The sequence below is a fragment of the Paenibacillus sp. strain BS8-2 genome (assembly GCF_054483835.1).
Genome location: NZ_CM137010.1, coordinates 4,256,315 through 4,272,360, shown reverse-complemented (window position 1 = coordinate 4,272,360; position 16,046 = coordinate 4,256,315). Strand labels below are relative to the sequence as shown.

17 protein-coding genes and 1 riboswitch are annotated in these 16,046 nt (G+C 50.0%); all 17 genes read right to left on the bottom strand.

The genetic code is table 11. The features are described from left to right. Position 1: 1 nt before the first annotated feature. Positions 2–1,111, bottom strand: a complete 1,110-nt coding sequence (ribD, locus tag ACX1C1_RS18265) for a bifunctional diaminohydroxyphosphoribosylaminopyrimidine deaminase/5-amino-6-(5-phosphoribosylamino)uracil reductase RibD (protein ID WP_458957717.1) — start codon at positions 1,109–1,111, stop codon at positions 2–4. Positions 1,112–1,332: 221 nt separating this feature from the next. Next, positions 1,333–1,517: riboswitch (FMN riboswitch) on the bottom strand. Positions 1,518–1,691: 174 nt separating this feature from the next. Further along, positions 1,692–2,123, bottom strand: coding sequence for a peptidylprolyl isomerase (locus ACX1C1_RS18260; RefSeq protein WP_458953606.1), 432 nt, complete (start codon positions 2,121–2,123; stop codon positions 1,692–1,694). A gap of 53 nt (positions 2,124–2,176) precedes the next feature. Further along, on the bottom strand, positions 2,177–3,508 hold the full coding sequence (gene lysA / locus ACX1C1_RS18255; protein WP_458953605.1) for a diaminopimelate decarboxylase: 1,332 nt from the start codon (positions 3,506–3,508) through the stop codon (positions 2,177–2,179). A 134-nt stretch (positions 3,509–3,642) separates the two neighbouring features. Further along, positions 3,643–5,331 (bottom strand): spore germination protein, encoded by a 1,689-nt coding sequence (locus ACX1C1_RS18250; RefSeq protein WP_458957716.1) that lies wholly within the window; start codon positions 5,329–5,331, stop codon positions 3,643–3,645. Between the two features lie 61 nt (positions 5,332–5,392). Next, positions 5,393–5,821, bottom strand: coding sequence for a stage V sporulation protein AB (locus ACX1C1_RS18245; protein ID WP_458953604.1), 429 nt, complete (start codon positions 5,819–5,821; stop codon positions 5,393–5,395). Next, entirely contained in the window at positions 5,814–6,500 is a 687-nt protein-coding gene (locus tag ACX1C1_RS18240) for a stage V sporulation protein AA (RefSeq protein ID WP_458953603.1), read from the bottom strand. The genes ACX1C1_RS18245 and ACX1C1_RS18240 overlap by 8 nt, the downstream gene beginning before the upstream one ends. Positions 6,501–6,591: 91 nt before the next feature. Further along, positions 6,592–7,347 (bottom strand): RNA polymerase sporulation sigma factor SigF, encoded by a 756-nt coding sequence (sigF, locus tag ACX1C1_RS18235; RefSeq protein WP_458953602.1) that lies wholly within the window; start codon positions 7,345–7,347, stop codon positions 6,592–6,594. 20 nt (positions 7,348–7,367) lie between these two features. After that, positions 7,368–7,814, bottom strand: a complete 447-nt coding sequence (gene spoIIAB / locus ACX1C1_RS18230; RefSeq protein WP_458953601.1) for an anti-sigma F factor — start codon at positions 7,812–7,814, stop codon at positions 7,368–7,370. After that, positions 7,811–8,164 (bottom strand): anti-sigma F factor antagonist, encoded by a 354-nt coding sequence (spoIIAA, locus tag ACX1C1_RS18225; RefSeq protein WP_458953600.1) that lies wholly within the window; start codon positions 8,162–8,164, stop codon positions 7,811–7,813. The genes spoIIAB and spoIIAA overlap by 4 nt, the downstream gene beginning before the upstream one ends. 177 nt (positions 8,165–8,341) lie before the next feature. Then, positions 8,342–9,508: a D-alanyl-D-alanine carboxypeptidase family protein gene (locus tag ACX1C1_RS18220; protein WP_458953599.1), complete on the bottom strand. Its 1,167-nt coding sequence runs from the start codon at positions 9,506–9,508 to the stop codon at positions 8,342–8,344. Positions 9,509–9,650: 142 nt separating this feature from the next. Then, positions 9,651–10,985 carry a pyrimidine-nucleoside phosphorylase gene (locus ACX1C1_RS18215; RefSeq protein WP_458953598.1) on the bottom strand — a complete coding sequence of 445 codons (1,335 nt, stop codon included), beginning with the start codon at positions 10,983–10,985 and terminating at the stop codon, positions 9,651–9,653. Between the two features lie 39 nt (positions 10,986–11,024). Further along, positions 11,025–11,210, bottom strand: a complete 186-nt coding sequence (locus tag ACX1C1_RS18210; RefSeq protein ID WP_458953597.1) for an aspartyl-phosphate phosphatase Spo0E family protein — start codon at positions 11,208–11,210, stop codon at positions 11,025–11,027. Between the two features lie 109 nt (positions 11,211–11,319). Continuing rightward, entirely contained in the window at positions 11,320–12,144 is an 825-nt protein-coding gene (locus ACX1C1_RS18205; RefSeq protein ID WP_458953596.1) for a purine-nucleoside phosphorylase, read from the bottom strand. A 91-nt stretch (positions 12,145–12,235) separates the two neighbouring features. After that, positions 12,236–13,423 (bottom strand): phosphopentomutase, encoded by a 1,188-nt coding sequence (gene deoB, locus ACX1C1_RS18200; protein WP_458953595.1) that lies wholly within the window; start codon positions 13,421–13,423, stop codon positions 12,236–12,238. A gap of 21 nt (positions 13,424–13,444) precedes the next feature. Next, complete coding sequence (xerD, locus tag ACX1C1_RS18195; protein WP_458953594.1) at positions 13,445–14,338, bottom strand: site-specific tyrosine recombinase XerD; 894 nt, start codon at positions 14,336–14,338, stop codon at positions 13,445–13,447. Between the two features lie 128 nt (positions 14,339–14,466). Then, positions 14,467–14,700: a DUF4227 family protein gene (locus tag ACX1C1_RS18190; RefSeq protein ID WP_458953593.1), complete on the bottom strand. Its 234-nt coding sequence runs from the start codon at positions 14,698–14,700 to the stop codon at positions 14,467–14,469. A gap of 123 nt (positions 14,701–14,823) precedes the next feature. Continuing rightward, positions 14,824–15,963, bottom strand: a complete 1,140-nt coding sequence (gene ald / locus ACX1C1_RS18185; protein ID WP_458953592.1) for an alanine dehydrogenase — start codon at positions 15,961–15,963, stop codon at positions 14,824–14,826. Positions 15,964–16,046 lie beyond the last annotated feature (83 nt).

The following is a 16,046-nucleotide window of genomic DNA, read 5'->3' as shown; positions in this document are numbered from 1 at the left end:
CTTATTTGTTGTAGACGGGATATCCCGTGATTCGAATATCTGTTCCTGCCATCTCGACTTGAAGCTTCTCTAAGGCTATCGCGTCGCTCATAAGCTCTCGGCCGGCGAAACGGAAACTCTGCGGTGATTCATCGCCGCCAATCAGTTTGGGAGCCATATACATAATCACTTTATGAATTAATTCCGCCTGCAGCATAGAGCCATTAAGCTTGCCACCGCCTTCGAGCAGGATGGAGCCAATCTCGCGCTCCGCGAGCTGACGCAAACCTGATTTCAGATCCACAGCCGTCCCCGCGCCACAAATCAGAATCTCAACGCCTTCCGTCTGAAGCATCCGTCGCTTGTCTTCATTGGCTGCTTCTGTCGTTAATACAATCGTTGGTGCCGATTTGTCGACAACCACTCTTGCATCCAAAGGCAAGATTAATCTGGAATCCACTACGATACGAGCAGGATGCAATCCACTGGTCGCCGTCCTCGTCGTCAACAAGGGATCATCCGCAAGGATCGTGCCGATTCCGACCATAATGCCTTGATGCTGATGTCGCAGGAGATGTACCTGTTCTCTCGCGACGGATCCCGTCACCCACTGACTGTGACCGGTGCGGCTGGCAACTTTGCCATCCAGCGTACTGGCTGTCTTGAGTGTAACGAATGGCATTCCTGTCGTTATGAATGTATTAAACTTCTCGTTCATTAGCACGGATCTATCTTCCAACAAACCTATATCCACCTGAATGCCTTGTTGTCTTAATCTGGCGATGCCACTGCCCGCAACCTTCGGATTGGGGTCTGATGCAGCAACTACAACTCTTGCTGCCTTAGCTTCAATGATGCGTTCGCAGCACGGGGGCGTCTTTCCGTAATGACTACATGGTTCGAGCGTCACATACACGGTGGCGCCTTCCGCGTCTGCACCCGCCATCTGAAGCGCATGTACTTCGGCATGTCCTTCGCCTCGTCTCAGATGCGCTCCGATCCCGACAATGCGGCCTCCTTTCACGACGACACAGCCAACAACGGGATTGATCTCCGTTTGACCCGCCGCTTTGGCCGCTATATCTAACGCAAGCGTCATGTAATACTCATCGTTAAGCACGTCTGATATCATCACAAAAAATCCCCCAAACGGCAACACTCGCCGACAGGGGGATGGGAAACGCAATAGAAAAACGACGACGAAACAAGACTACGGGCTTTCGAATCATGGCACGCTAATCCAACAAGCAGCGCCTGGACGAAACACCGTACTCTTTCGTTGCATTGCTTAATAAACACCCTTGTGAAAGGTTGCACAAAGAAGCCTACATAAACAAACAACAACTGCCGAAGCTTTTCCTTCTCCCATCCAGACTATACTGTCGGTCCCGGAATTACACCAGGTCCACCGCATCGATCTCTTGTGAGACACGATCCGGGTCACGGACTAACGAAAATCGATACGTTGCAAGTTGACTGCTCGTTATCGAATTTCGATCACCGCCGGTTGGGAATTTCACCCTGCCCCGAAGGAAAGCATTGTTAATGTTATCAATATAATGTTGAAATCGTACCACTCGATCCTTGAAAAAGCAAGATGTTTGTCATGAATCCAAGTCCATCAAAGTGTCCAACCCCATAAATCATAACATTCAAAAAATACCGCCAAACCATTAACGTTTGGCGGTATCCTGCGTCTAGGAAGGCTAGTCCTATACGTTCGTAATTTCGACCGATTCCATTTTGTCTCCGCCTTTAAGCGCGTCAACAAACTCCATACCCTTCGTCACTTTGCCGAATACGGTATGTCCGCCATCCAGATGCGGCTGCGGCTGATAGCAGATATAGAACTGGCTGCCACCTGTGTTGCGGCCAGCGTGAGCCATTGCAAGAGTTCCGCGCTCATGTTTGTTAGGATTGATTTCGCAATTAATTTGGTAACCAGGACCGCCTGTGCCGTTGCCAACAGGGCAGCCGCCTTGCGCTACGAATCCAGGAATAACGCGGTGGAATGTAAGACCATTGTAGAAACCTTCGTTCGTCAATTTCTCAAAGTTCGCTACCGTATTGGGAGCATCCTGGTCGAACAGGTCAAGGACAACCTCTCCGCCGCTTGCCAATTTAATTTTCGCTTGTTTTGCCATGATTTCATCTACCTTTCTTATATCCGAATGAGACTACATTACCAATTCCGCCCTTATTTCGCAAGGGGGGATTTCTGAAGTCTTGCCGGAATAAGGTCGTTGCATACAATATTATCCAGAGATTCACGTTTTACAACGAGATCCGCATGACCATCTTTCACGAATACAACTGCTGGACGACGAATCCGATTGTAGTTGCTCGCCATCGCGTAGTTATAAGCGCCTGTACAGAACACAGCCAGAAGATCGCCGCTCTCAGCTTTCGGAAGTTCAAGATCCCAGATCAGCATATCGCCGCTCTCGCAGCACTTGCCTGCGATCGATACCGTTTCTTCGACAGCGTCATTGGCGCGGTTCGCCAAAATCGCCTCATAGCGAGATTGATAAAGTGCCGGACGCGGATTATCCGTCATACCGCCGTCAACTGCGATATATTTGCGAACGCCTGGAATATTTTTGCTTGTCCCAACCGTATAAAGCGTAGTGCCTGCATCGCCGACCATACTCCGGCCCGGCTCTACCCAAATTTCAGGAAGCGGGAAGTCCGCTGCCGAGAAGTTCGATTTGATCGCACCTGTAATTGCTTCTACATACTCGCTGATTGGCAACGGTGTGTCGCCTTCTACGTAGCGAATGCCGAAGCCGCCGCCAAGATTGATCACCTTGAACGTAAGGCCAAGCTCCGCGCGGATTGCAACCGCGAATTGAGCAACCTTGTCCACAGCCATACGGAAACCTTCTACCTCGAAGATTTGGGAGCCGATATGCGAATGAACGCCTAGCACTTCAAGGTTCGGCAAGCTGATTGCTTGCTCAATCGCTTGTTTCGCAGCGCCATTACCAAGATCGAAACCAAACTTCGAATCCTGTTGACCCGTCGAGATATAATCATGTGTATGTGCTTCTACGCCAGGCGTAATACGAAGCAATATATTTACTTTCTTGCTTTGCTCGCCGGCAATTGCATTAAGCAGCTCGAGCTCGTGGAAGTTGTCCACAACAAAACATCCGATGCCCGCTTCCAGCGCCATCTCGATCTCTTCCGGCGTCTTGTTATTGCCATGGAAGTGGATACGCTCGACCGGGAAACCAGCTTGAAGCGCTGTGTACAGCTCGCCGTCAGAAACAACGTCAAGCGACAGACCTTCTTGTTCTGCGATCGCGCACATTGCCATCACACTGAACGCCTTGCTTGCGTAAGCAACTTGGAACTTGAGGCCAGATGCTTTGAACGCTTCTACGTATTCTCTTGCGCGCTGACGAACCAACGTTTCGTCCACAATATATAACGGCGTTCCGTATTCCTTCGCCAGATCGGCGACGTCACGCCCTCCAATTTCTAGATGACCTTGCGCGTTAATTGTACTAGTACCATGCAGATACATATATTTTCCCCTCGGCTTTCTTCCGCCCCCTTGCGGGAATACGGATATGATTTGCATCTTATGGCATCAGTATAACGCAATTACGCCGCATCTGAAATGGATAAATTCGCATTTCATTTGTATTTTCGCACCTGCTATTCGGTCTGCGGCATCTTGTCCACTTGCTGTGGTCGAAGATTGTTGGGACGTTTGCGATTATAAAGCAGCGGTTGACGAACAATGATATTGTAAATCGCTCTTGCATCAAACGGTATAAGCGGCCACAGATATGGACGATTCATGGAGCGCTCCATCGTCAGCATCAGCATGATAACCGTCGTGCTAATCACAAGCCCTGGAACGCTGAATGCGGCGACTGCGGTAAGCAGAACAAGTCGTACAATCCGGTTGGCTAGCCCAAGCTCATAGCTTGGCGTGGCGAACATCCCGATTGCAGCGATCGCCATATATAGAATAACTTCATTGACGAACACCCCGGTCTGCACGGCGATATCGCCGATCAAGATGGCCGCGACCAACGACATCGCAGTTGCAAGCGATGAAGGCGTGTGTACTGAAGCCATCCTCATAAGATCAATACCGATCTCAGCAAGCAAGAATTGAACGTACAATGGTATTTTGCCTGTCTTGTTCGGTCCGAGAAACTCGAGCATCACCGGCTTGAATTCGGGATGCATGACGAACAAGAGCCACAGAGGCAGCATAAACAACGAAGCAAACACGCCTATAAATCTGACCCAACGCAGATAAGTGCCGATAAACGGCGTCTGTCTATTCTCTTCTGCATGCTGCATAAGGTCGAAATACGTAGTGGGCATCGTCATGACACTAGGCGATGTATCCACAAAAACAGCGACGGAGCCCTCGAGCAAATGGGATGCTACCGTGTCAGGACGCTCTGAGTATCTCACAAGCGGGAACGGGCTCCAGCCCCGCTTGATCGTTGCTTCTTCTAGCTGCTTATCCGCAAGCGGCAAGCCGTCCACCTTCACCTTTGAAACTTTCTCTTTGATCGATTTCAGCAGCTTTTTGTCCACGATATCATCGATGTACGCGATACACACATCCGTTTTGGTTCGCTCGCCGATCTGAATAAGCTCATAACGCAGCTTTGGATCACGCAGTCTTCTGCGCACCAGCGAAATATTGACCATCAGCGTCTCGATAAAGCCGTCTCTGCTGCCTCGGACAACCTTCTCAAGCGACGGCTCCTCCAGTCCGCGCGCCGGCAAGTTTTTGGCATCGATCTTGAGCGCAACATCCTCGCCGTCAATGAACAGCGCCGAACCGCCTGCAAGGACGCTATTGATCAGTTTGTCCCAATCTTTTTCCTTATCAACCTGAGCCGCAGGCACATATAGATCGACAAAAGCGTGAACAGCGTCACTGCTTAGATCTTCGGGATGAAGATACGTTAGACGCTTGAGCACTTCCGTCAAGAGATCATCCTTAGACAAACCATTGAGACAGAACAACGCGGTTCGTTTGTCACCAAAGGTCATTTCTCTTACGACGATATCGAAGCTCGTTTTGTAGCCCATGTCGACTTCCAGCTTCTTCAACACATCTTCAAGCGCTCTTGGTATCGGCTGATTTGACGTTTTCTGCTCATTCCACTTCTGCCCGCCAGACGAGATCACCTCGTCTTGCGCTTCTTTATCCATGCCTTTATCCATGCCTGATTCGGACTTCTGCTTCTCCTCTCCTTTCCCCTTATCTTTTTCCTGGTGACGGAATGATTGTTCCTCTTGATCCCGATCGGTCAAAAAAGCCATCACACCTTCTTCTCCCTGGTCTTTACCGCTTGACTTGTCTTGCTCCATATCCGCCATAAGTCACTTCACCTCAATGAATGTAGTCAAAACGCGCGCTTGTTACTACCGCCTACCACTGAAAAACGAGCCAATCAAACAAAGAGCCGATCGTCTTGCCGATAACCATCGCCATCACCAGACTGATCATATACGCGGACAAACCCAATCGCTTGGCTAAGATCGGAAGCACATTCATAACCTCAGTCAGAGCGGCGGCCAGCATCCCGACGAACATACCGGTCAGCAGACCTGATCCCGTCAATGCCAATGCTGGAGAGAGCTTGAGTCTCCAGTCCATAAAGTCGGCGAATGTCCAATACAAGGATCCGCATACAATGGCCGATTCGAACCAAGCCGACATTCGAAATCCCCGTGAAAGCTGAGCCAGTCTTGGAACGAGATCAAAAACGATCAACAACGCCACCAGCCCGCTTCCGACAGCTAGACCGCCCGCTAGACCCAACACAGCGATAAACAAATGTTCCGTAAACTTAATCATTCCGAACGCCGCTTTCGTGGATCTGATCGTAATCTGCTTGTTTGCGAATCTCATCCGCGATGACATAAGCATTCATATTTTCCTGATACATATACAGCTCAACCTCAAGCGGATTCGGTTCTTCATTGAACCGTTTACGGAAGATATGGTTAAAGAACAATATCATGCCGAGACCTATTCCGAGCGAATAAGGAATCTGAAACCATAACGGATGATCTACCTTTTCACCCGTAATCAGCTCGACGATCCGGATATGTACCTCCTTCATGCTGACATCCGTATGGAAATTCATAATCGCGAGTCCCGCGCCAAAGAACAACAGCAGCCACGCCAGAATAAGCATGACATACCTTGGCTTGACCGGCTTGTCAGCCACCATGATCAACACTTGGGGATCCCCATACGCCTCTACAGACACCCCCATCGCCTCACGACGTATTCGTTCGACAATCTGCAGAAGATCGATAACAACCCGGTTGCCATCCTCCTTACGATGTTCGTAGAGCGGAAGCGCAGACAGCTTCTGCTGCAACGTATCCTCGTCTGTAAGCAGCCTTGCAACCTGACCTAACGTAACGGTGTGAAAAGGTTTGATGTATATTCTTTTTTTCAGACGCAGATAGATAACGGATTGGCTTCTCTCGCCCATCGCATGCTCATCCCTTCTGCCTACCAACATGCCTCAGGTAGTCATCCTCTTTCTCTGTTAGTATGGATTACGAAGGATTAGGATACTCAGCCAATTTCAAACAAAAAAAAGGACCAAACCGCTATTGAGCGATTTGATCCCTGATTGATTGCAAAATTTTCTTCTCCAGCCGCGACACTTGAACTTGTGAGATACCCAGCCTGCTTGCCACTTCAGATTGCGTCTTGTCCCTGTAATATCTCAGAAACACGATTAGACGCTCGCGTTCGCTCAACCCTTCAATAGCTTCTTCGAGAGCTAGCTTATCGAACCAACGCTCCTGCGACTCATCTGCGATCTGGTCCATGAGCGTGATCGGATCGCCGTCGTTTTCGAAGACAGTCTCGTGAATCGACGTAGGGGGTTTGTTGGCTTCCTGAGCGAATACAACATCCTCCGGCGTAATACCAAGCGCTTCCGCTACTTCATTGATTGTTGGAAGTCTGCCCATCGTCTTCGATAGCTCATCCTTCATCTTGCGGACCTTATTTGCTGTCTCCTTGAGGGAGCGGCTGACCTTAAGCGTGCCATCATCACGAAGGAATCGTTGAATCTCCCCGATGATCATCGGCACGGCGTACGTCGAAAATTTCACATCGTACGAAAGGTCAAATTTGTCCACTGATTTAAGAAGCCCGATACAGCCGATTTGGAACAAGTCCTCCGGTTCGTACCCTCGATTCATGAAGCGCTGGACGACAGACCAGACAAGGCGGATATTACACCCTACCAGCGTATCCCGTGCTACAGTATCCCCGGATTGGCTCAGCGCGATCAAACGTTTCACTTCGGCATCGTCCAAATATGGCTGGGCTGTTTGCTTCATTCCGACATCCATGAGGCCGTGCCCCCTATGCTCTAATTATAGAGCGCTTTTTTTGATTCGATCCGCTTGAGCATCGCGACACGGGTTCCTCCGCCTACTCTGCTCGCCACTTCAAAATGGTCCATAAAATTCTCCATGATGGTGAACCCCATTCCCGAACGTTCGAGATCGGGCTTGGATGTGTACAGTGGCTGCCTTGCAAGCTCCACATCCTCGATACCGTTGCCTTCGTCCGATATAACGATCGAGACGGTATCGCGATCAATATTGACTTCAATGGTTACCTCGCGGCTAGGATCGTTATCATAGCCGTGGATGATCGCATTGGTTACAGCTTCGGATACTGCGGTTTTGAGATCGTTTAACTCTTCCAGCGTAGGGTCGAGTTGAGCGACGAAAGATGCAACGGATACTCGCGCGAACGCCTCATTCTCTGAGCGGGCGCTAAATGTCAGCTTCATAGCGTTGTTGCCTGTCATGACACCACCTCCAGACTCGATATCGCGTTCCTCTCGTTGTCGTGAACCGATATAATCTTGAACAGTCCGGACAGCTCGAACAGCCTTTTCACGCCCGGATTGATGTCGCAGACGACCATCTTGCCGCCTTTGTTTTTCACTTGCTTGTAGCGTCCCAAGATGACGCCGAGTCCGGAGCTGTCCATGAACTGCAGCTCTTTGAGGCTCAGAATGACATGGTTCACTTGATCCTTCAGGAGGGCCTCCTCCATCTTGAATCGAACGACGTTAGCCGTATGATGGTCAAGCTCGCCATACAGCCGGACAATCAACACGTTGCGATAATGCTCCAATTCGATTTGCAGACTCATAAGCGCTCCTCATCTCCTCACAGTCATTGTTGCATAGATGCAATAGCCGAGATAGAACAAGGGATTCAACAGGCCAGCAATGAATTCCTGCACGCCGACAAAACTAGAAGCATACCGCTAGGAGGTGACAAAAAGCGCGGTGATTATAATCACACTTAAGCTGCGTGATTGAAACGGTTAGCGGAACAAACTGGTCGCAGATCGTTTGAACATCTTCCACCAATTCGCCTTCGCGATGTCCTCCGGTGAGGTAACGTTATATTCCTTCACCACTTGTTCGCCATCATAGATGACCAGCTTACCTACAGAATCTCCCGCTTGAATCGGTGCTTTGACGTTATCGTCCAGCTTTAGTTCATAACGGATATCCTTGGTTGCAGAACCTTTCTTCAACAAAACGCTGTAAGGACGATCTGCGATGAGCGGCAATTCGGATGTCATACCTTTTTCGATCTTCAGCGTACCAATACCATCACCAGACTCCAGCACAGAGTAATTCATATATTGCGCGAAGGTGTAGTCGAACATCTGCGACACCTCGACATTACGTTGCTTGGTCGTAGGTTCGCCCATCACGACAGCGATGACTCTCATATCGTCGCGTTTCGCCGTAGCTGACAAACAATATTTGGCCTCGCTGGTGTATCCGGTCTTAAGACCGTCCGCTCCACTGTAGAAACGAACTAGTTTATTCGTATTGACAAGCCAAAAGGGTTTCTCGGACGACTTACGAAGATAATCCTGATACAAGCCGGTATACTTCGTCACTTCCTGATGCTTAAGAAGCTCTCGGGACATGACGGCAATATCATGCGCAGACGAATAATGACCTTGCACTGGAAGTCCATTCGGATTTACAAAATGTGTATCCTTCATGCCTAACTCCTGCGCTTTTGCATTCATCATTGCAACGAAGTTCGCCTCAGTGCCACCTAGCTTCTCTGCCATCGCAACGGATGCGTCATTCCCCGAAGCTAGCGCGATTCCTTTGATCATGTCGTCGACCGACATTTCTTCGCCTTGCTCGAGAAAAATTTGCGATCCGCCCATCGAAGCAGCGTATTCGCTTGTGCTGACCTTATCTGTCAGCTTCAGCTGTTCGTTATCCAGTGCCTCCATGATGAGCAATAACGTCATTATTTTGGTGATACTGGCCGGCGGTAGCTGATCATGACTATTCTTCTCGAAGATGACGGTGCCACTGTCGGCGTCCATCAATATGGCAGAGCGGGCAGAGGGCGCTAGATCGACCGTAGCCGTCCCTTCCTCTGCTGATGCGATTACAGGCAGCATAAGCGCCAAGGTCAATGTTAGTGCGAGAATTGAAGCGAATCGAGTTTTCAACGATTGGTCCCTCCTGGATGATTGTCGGTACTATTTTCCTTTTCAGTGTTAACATTCGGAGAGGAAATTATTCCTATTTGACCCAGCTCAGCAAAAAACCGCCGATCGCTTGTGTAGCGAATCGACGGTTATTGTCTTCGAGCTATTGCTCCATTCTGGTAATGCCCTCTGCCGTGACAACGGCTAACAAAAGTGGTTTTGGCGCAGGCTGTTCCGCCTCGACCCGGTATGCGCCGCGTACTCGACTTATCACGTCAATGACATCGTCATTGTCTGCACGTATATGCAGTGTAGCGAGCGTGTCGCCTTCCCTTACTGGTTCGCCGACCTTCTTGTGCAGAACGAGACCGACCGCATAATCTATCTCGGCTTCCTTCGTCGCTCGGCCGGCTCCTAACACCATCGCAGCGAGTCCTAGTTGCTCTGCTTCAATAGCAGCAACATAACCGCTTTCGACTGACGTTACCTCCAGCCTTGTCGGAGCTTGGGGCAGCTTGTCCGGATCATCGATCATATTGCCGTCTCCGCCTTGTGCTTCAACAAACGCTTTGAGCTTCTTAAGCGCTTCACCGTTATGGAGCTGAGCGCGAAGCATCTCCTTCGCTTCCTCGATCGAAGCAGCCGCGCCGCCAAGCATGACCATCTGAGCGCTTAATACCAAACATAACTCCGTTAGATCTTGAGGTCCTTGCCCCTTCAATGTTGCAATTGCTTCAGCTACCTCAAGCGAATTACCGATGGCGTAGCCAAGCGGTTGATCCATGTCGCTAATAATGGCCGCTGTTTGCCGTCCGACCGCGGTTCCGATCCCAACCATAGCAGAAGCAAGCCGCTCTGCATCTGCCTGCGTCTTCATGAACGCTCCGCTGCCTGTTTTGACATCTAACACAATCGCATTGGCTCCCGCAGCAATTTTCTTACTCATGACGGAGCTTGCAATCAATGGGATGGATTCTACTGTTGCTGTAACATCTCTCAGTGCATACAGCTTCTTGTCGGCTGGCGCCAAGTCCCCGCTTTGCCCGATAACAGATAATCCGATCTCATTTACTTGCGCAATAAATTGTTCACGGGACAGTTCCGTCTGGAAGCCGGCAATTGACTCCAGCTTGTCGACCGTCCCTCCAGTATGTCCGAGACCACGACCTGACATCTTGGCGACGGGAACACCTAGTGATGCAACGAGTGGTCCGATAATGAGCGTTGTTTTGTCGCCGACACCACCCGTGCTATGTTTATCAACCTTGACTCCTCGGATTGGAGATAAGTCGATCTTGTCGCCCGACTCCGCTATCGCAAGCGTCAACGCAGCTGTTTCTTGTTCAGTCATCCCCTGATAGAATACGGCCATTGCCCATGCCGACATTTGATAGTCTGCGATTTGGCCTTGGTTATACCCTTCAATGAGGAAAGCAATCTCCGCGGAGCTTAGTTCTCCGCCATCTCTTTTTTTGTGTATCAAATCGACTGCCCGCATGAGAGCCTCCTTTTTGTATACGCCATCTGTATGCCCTCTTTAGCTCGATCTGTATAACGCACGGCTCCTATAATGATGGAGACGTTCCGATTGCACCTGCACGATAATCTCGTCGAGCGACTGGCTCAATACGAGTACGTCCTGATGCATAAGATCTTGCTCCTGCAAAGCCGCCTCTACCATCTCACAGCGAAGCTTCTCAAGCTCCAATAACAACTTGTCCATGATTTTTCCACTCCATCATTCTATGATCATGGACATTATACGACGACCACATCATCAAATACTGTCACAATGAGTCGACCCGAATATTACAATTGTGTTACAAACCTGGCTACATCGCTGTAATTAACGCCGTCACAAGACCCAGAAACTGGGACTTGACTCGCTCAGCAGTCTCCATCACTTCCTCGTGGGACAACGGCTGATCTAGAATGCCAGACGCCATGTTCGTAATACACGAAATACCTACCACTTCGATCCCCGAATGACGAGCTGCAATGACTTCCGCGACAGTCGACATTCCGACAGCATCTGCGCCAAGCGTACGCAGCATCCGAATCTCGGCAGGCGTTTCATACGAAGGTCCCGTTAACCCGACATAGACGCCTTCTTGCAATGCAAAGCCTTGATTATGGGCAATTTCTTTGGCTGCAGCGCGCAGCCGCTTGCTGTATGCCTCAGACATATCCGGGAAACGAACGCCAAGCTCTTCATCATTCGGACCGATAAGCGGATTACGTCCAGTTAAGTTGATATGATCGGAGATCAACATCAAGTTGCCAGAAGCAAATGCGAGGTTGATTCCTCCTGCGGCATTGGTTACAAGCAGCGATGTTACGCCGAGCGCCTTCATGACACGTACCGGGAAAGCTGTAAGCTCTGGCCCATATCCTTCGTACATATGGAAGCGACCGCGCATTAAGACGACTGCTTTGCCAGACAATTTACCGATCAGAAGCTCTCCGGCATGGCCTTCGACTGTAGAAATTGGGAAGTGAGGGATATCGTGGTAAGCAATAACAACAGGCTCTTCGATATGGTCACCCAGAACACCAAGGCCCGATCCCATAATTAAGCCGATCTCAGGCGTCAAGCTGGTTTTCTCGCGAATATAAGATGCGGCTTCCTGAATATGCGCATTCGTTAATTGATTCATGGTTTGTCTCCTCCTAAATGTGGAACGTATTCTTTCATCTTGCCTTGTATTTTCATCAATCAGAGTCGTTTATCCTGCAACATTCCAATCATCATTTGCCGAGCTCGAGCTCAGATAAGAAGCTGCTGCCGTTAGGAGGCGCCGTTGTCCCGAAGTTGTCGGCGATTGTCGCGCCCAGATCGGAGAATGTCTCTCTAACCGGCAGCGCATCAGGCGTCTGAAATGCCGGGCTGTATAGCAAGATCGGCACATATTCACGCGTATGATCCGTACCTGGATGTGTAGGGTCGTTACCATGGTCCGCAGTAATGACAAGCAGATCCGTTTCCCCGATCCTGCTGAGAATATCAGGAAGAGCCGCATCAAATTCTTGGAGTGCCAGAGCGTATCCATGCGGATCCCGGCGATGTCCATATAAGGAGTCAAAATCAACCAGATTGGTAAATATCAAACCGCTGAATGAATCATTAAGTGTCTCGATCGTACGGCGAATTCCGTCCGCGTTGCTTTGAGTCGGTTGTGAAGTCGTAATGCCTTCCCCATCGAAAATATCCGATATTTTGCCAATGGAGCGAACCTCATAACCTCCCGCTTTAAGTCCGTCAAGAACGGTTGGCTGCGGCGGCTTTACGGCGTAATCATGCCGATTAGGCGTCCGTTTGAAGCTGCCCGGCTCACCCAGGTAAGGACGCGCGATAACACGTCCAACTGTAAAGCGGCTATCCATTGTCAGTTCTCTGGCGATCTCACAAGCTCGGTACAGCTCATCCAGCGGGATTACGTCCTCATGCGCGGCAATCTGGAAGACGCTATCAGCGGAGGTATAAACGATCCAAGCCCCGCTGTTCATCTGCTCCTCGCCCAGCTCGTCCAATATTTCAGTTCCGCTAGCTGGTTTGTTCCCGATCACCTTACGTCCCGTACGCTCCTCGAAGGGGCCGATCAGCTCGGGCGGGAATCCATCCGGGAAGGTTTGGAACGGAACCGTTAGCTTTAAGCCCATAAGCTCCCAATGTCCTGTCATCGTATCTTTGCCTACTGAGGTTTCCCCCATTTTGCCGTAATAGGCCTTTGCTGAATCATGGCTTGGCTGCCAATCGTGGATTGGAGCAATCCGGTCGAGTCCTAACTTTCGTAAATTGGGCAACTCCATACTGGGAACCTCTCTGGCAATGTGGCCAAGGGTATGCGAGCCAGTATCCCCAAACTCCGCGGCATCTGGTAATTCTCCAATGCCGACACTGTCAAGAACGATAACGGCAATCCGTTCAAATTTCATATGCTGTCGATCCTCTCGTCGTTAGGCGCGCGGATGTGCTCCGAGGTAAACATCCTTAAGCCTTAATTTTGAACTTTGGGTATATTTGAGCGTAGTCGCGATATCGGCATGACCAAGCAGTTCCTGCACCGTCTTGGCATCTGCACCGCCGTCAAGCAAGTGAGAAGCGACGGAATGTCGCAGCGTATGCGGTGTTATCTCTTCTTGAATATTTGCTTCTTTGGCATATTTCTTAATTAATTTCCAGAACCCTTGTCGCGTCATCCTTGTCCCAAGATGATTTAAGAATAACGCCGAATCCGGCTCACGACCGGTCAGGAGCGCGCTGCGGCCTCCTTCGGACATATAATTCTCGAGCGCAGCAACTGCATGACTGCCGAATGGAACAATCCGCTCCTTCATACCGCTGCCTGTACAAGCAATATATCCCAGAGCAAGATGAAGATGTTCCACATTCAACGCTACGATCTCGGAGACGCGTATGCCGGTGGCATACAATAATTCCAGCATCGCCTTGTCTCTTTTTCCAGCTGCGCTGTCTGTCTTTGGCGAATCTAACAACGCGCTAGTTACATCGACGGACAAAACCTTTGGCGCTCGTCTCTCGAGCTTTGGCGCCTCCAAATAAATGGAAGGATCCCGCACGATTACACCGTTTAATAGCAAATGGTGGAAAAATGCGCGCACGGCAACGATGCGGCGAGAGATAGTAGCTGCCTTCAAGCCATTTTCCTTTAGCTTGTGTATGTATGTCGCTAGATGATGCCGTTGAACATCTTCCCATGTATCGATGCCGGTTTCCTCGCAATACAAGTAACACGAATGAAGATCCCGTTCGTATGAGGCAACGGAATTAAGGGACAATCCTCTCTCGTGCCTCAGATACCCTGTATATTGTTCCAATTGAGCTTTCAATTCGTAACTTCCTTTCACTATTGCCGCAGCATGCTTGGTGGACATTCATCAGATTCAACATCCATCGCGCTTTTTCCTTCTTTTTCGATATGAGAATCGCCTCAGGGATGCCCGAGGTTACCGAAAATTTATTCACCGTACCAATAAAACCAGCGAAGTCGATCAGCCGAGTTCCCCCCTTCTGGGGACGCAGACTCCTGTTGCAGCACCTTAAGAGCCTCACCTTTCGGCTTGCTGTACGGAGAAATGGGCGATACAACCTCAAGCAACCATCTGTATCCGCCGGAAGCAATGAGCAGCAGCACGACAAAGATTAGAAGAAACAACATCTTGCTCAGCCAGCCCTTAAATGAAACAACCATACTTGTTACCCCCTTCATCCGAACGCTCTCGCACGTTAACCCATCTTGTTGATTAGCGCGCAAGAGCTGTTCGTACCACCATATGAAGAGGTTTATCCCGATATGTCTGTAGTTCTAGAAACATTATGGCTCTAATCGATCATACGAGATGCTCTCCAGCCACTTATCGATTGGTGTATAAGGGAGCGCGGTCGCATGCGCAACCGGCTGATTCATCAGTTTGCCTGCATGGGTGTTTACACCCTTCTGCAACGGTACGCTTTGTCTAACAGCATCCCAGCCTCTGCTGGCCAGCTCGAGCGCATATGGCGTCGTGACATTCGTTAAGGCGAACGTCGACGTTCTGGGAACCGCTCCAGGGATATTGGCGACGGCATAATGAACAACACCGTGTTTTACGTAAATCGGATCCTTATGGGTTGTTGGTCGATCCACTGTGGCGATCGAGCCGCCTTGATCGACTGCAACGTCTACGATGACGGCGCCTTTCTTCATCCGCTCCACCATTTGCTCTGTAACTAAATGCGGCGCCTTGGCACCAGGTATCAAGACAGCTCCAATAACAAGATCCGCATGACTGACCGCTTCTGCAATATGGTACGGACTTGACATCAACGTGCGGATTCTGCCTTCGAACACTTCGTCCAGATAACGCATGCGTTCTGCACTTCGTTCGATAATGACGACGTTAGCCCCTAATCCCAGCGCCATACGCGCCGCATTCGTCCCTACAATGCCACCACCGATCACGACGACCTCCGCTGGAGGAACTCCAGGGACACCGCCAAGCAGCACCCCACGTCCGCCATGGAACGCTTCAAGAAACTGTGCGCCGACCTGTACGGACATTCGACCGGCTACTTCGCTCATCGGGATGAGCAATGGCAAACTACCGTTCGGCAGCTGAATGGTTTCGTATGCAATAGAGGTTACTCCACTATCCATTAGCGCCTTCGTCAGCTCGGGAGCAGCAGCAAGGTGCAGGTAAGTGAACAGAATCAAACCATCATGAAAATACTTAAATTCTTCGTGCAGCGGTTCCTTTACTTTAATAACCATTTCTGCGCCCCACACCTCGGCAGGGTCATTCGTAATGCTCGCACCTTCACGACTATAATCCTCATCAATGAAGCCGCTGCCTTCTCCTGCATTCGTTTCGACGATTACTTCGTGGCCAGCAGCAGTAAGCATCGTAACACCTGCCGGTGTCAACGCTACACGATATTCGCTTTGCTTGATCTCTTTGGGCACACCGATTCTCATCTTGCCTTCGCCTCCTGAACATACATCCTCAAGCGTACCATTTCCAGCATGAGCTTAAATTATGTGTATGCGTATTATTAGGC

Excerpts from the sequence above, each read along its gene's own strand:
- ACX1C1_RS18240 (WP_458953603.1), bottom strand. The coding sequence starts at position 6,500 with ATGTTGGTAGGCAGAAGGGATGAGCATGCGATGGGCGAGAGAAGCCAA.
- ACX1C1_RS18260 (WP_458953606.1), bottom strand. The coding sequence starts at position 2,123 with ATGGCAAAACAAGCGAAAATTAAATTGGCAAGCGGCGGAGAGGTTGTC.
- ACX1C1_RS18190 (WP_458953593.1), bottom strand. The coding sequence starts at position 14,700 with ATGGTTGTTTCATTTAAGGGCTGGCTGAGCAAGATGTTGTTTCTTCTA.
- deoB (WP_458953595.1), bottom strand. The coding sequence starts at position 13,423 with ATGAAATTTGAACGGATTGCCGTTATCGTTCTTGACAGTGTCGGCATT.
- spoIIAA (WP_458953600.1), bottom strand. The coding sequence starts at position 8,164 with ATGAGTCTGCAAATCGAATTGGAGCATTATCGCAACGTGTTGATTGTC.
- sigF (WP_458953602.1), bottom strand. The coding sequence starts at position 7,347 with ATGGATGTCGGAATGAAGCAAACAGCCCAGCCATATTTGGACGATGCC.
- lysA (WP_458953605.1), bottom strand. The coding sequence starts at position 3,508 with ATGTATCTGCATGGTACTAGTACAATTAACGCGCAAGGTCATCTAGAA.
- spoIIAB (WP_458953601.1), bottom strand. The coding sequence starts at position 7,814 with ATGACAGGCAACAACGCTATGAAGCTGACATTTAGCGCCCGCTCAGAG.
- ACX1C1_RS18205 (WP_458953596.1), bottom strand. The coding sequence starts at position 12,144 with ATGAATCAATTAACGAATGCGCATATTCAGGAAGCCGCATCTTATATT.
- ribD (WP_458957717.1), bottom strand. The coding sequence starts at position 1,111 with ATGATATCAGACGTGCTTAACGATGAGTATTACATGACGCTTGCGTTA.
- ACX1C1_RS18250 (WP_458957716.1), bottom strand. The coding sequence starts at position 5,331 with ATGGAGCAAGACAAGTCAAGCGGTAAAGACCAGGGAGAAGAAGGTGTG.
- ACX1C1_RS18215 (WP_458953598.1), bottom strand. The coding sequence starts at position 10,985 with ATGCGGGCAGTCGATTTGATACACAAAAAAAGAGATGGCGGAGAACTA.
- ald (WP_458953592.1), bottom strand. The coding sequence starts at position 15,963 with ATGAGAATCGGTGTGCCCAAAGAGATCAAGCAAAGCGAATATCGTGTA.
- ACX1C1_RS18210 (WP_458953597.1), bottom strand. The coding sequence starts at position 11,210 with ATGGACAAGTTGTTATTGGAGCTTGAGAAGCTTCGCTGTGAGATGGTA.
- ACX1C1_RS18245 (WP_458953604.1), bottom strand. The coding sequence starts at position 5,821 with ATGATTAAGTTTACGGAACATTTGTTTATCGCTGTGTTGGGTCTAGCG.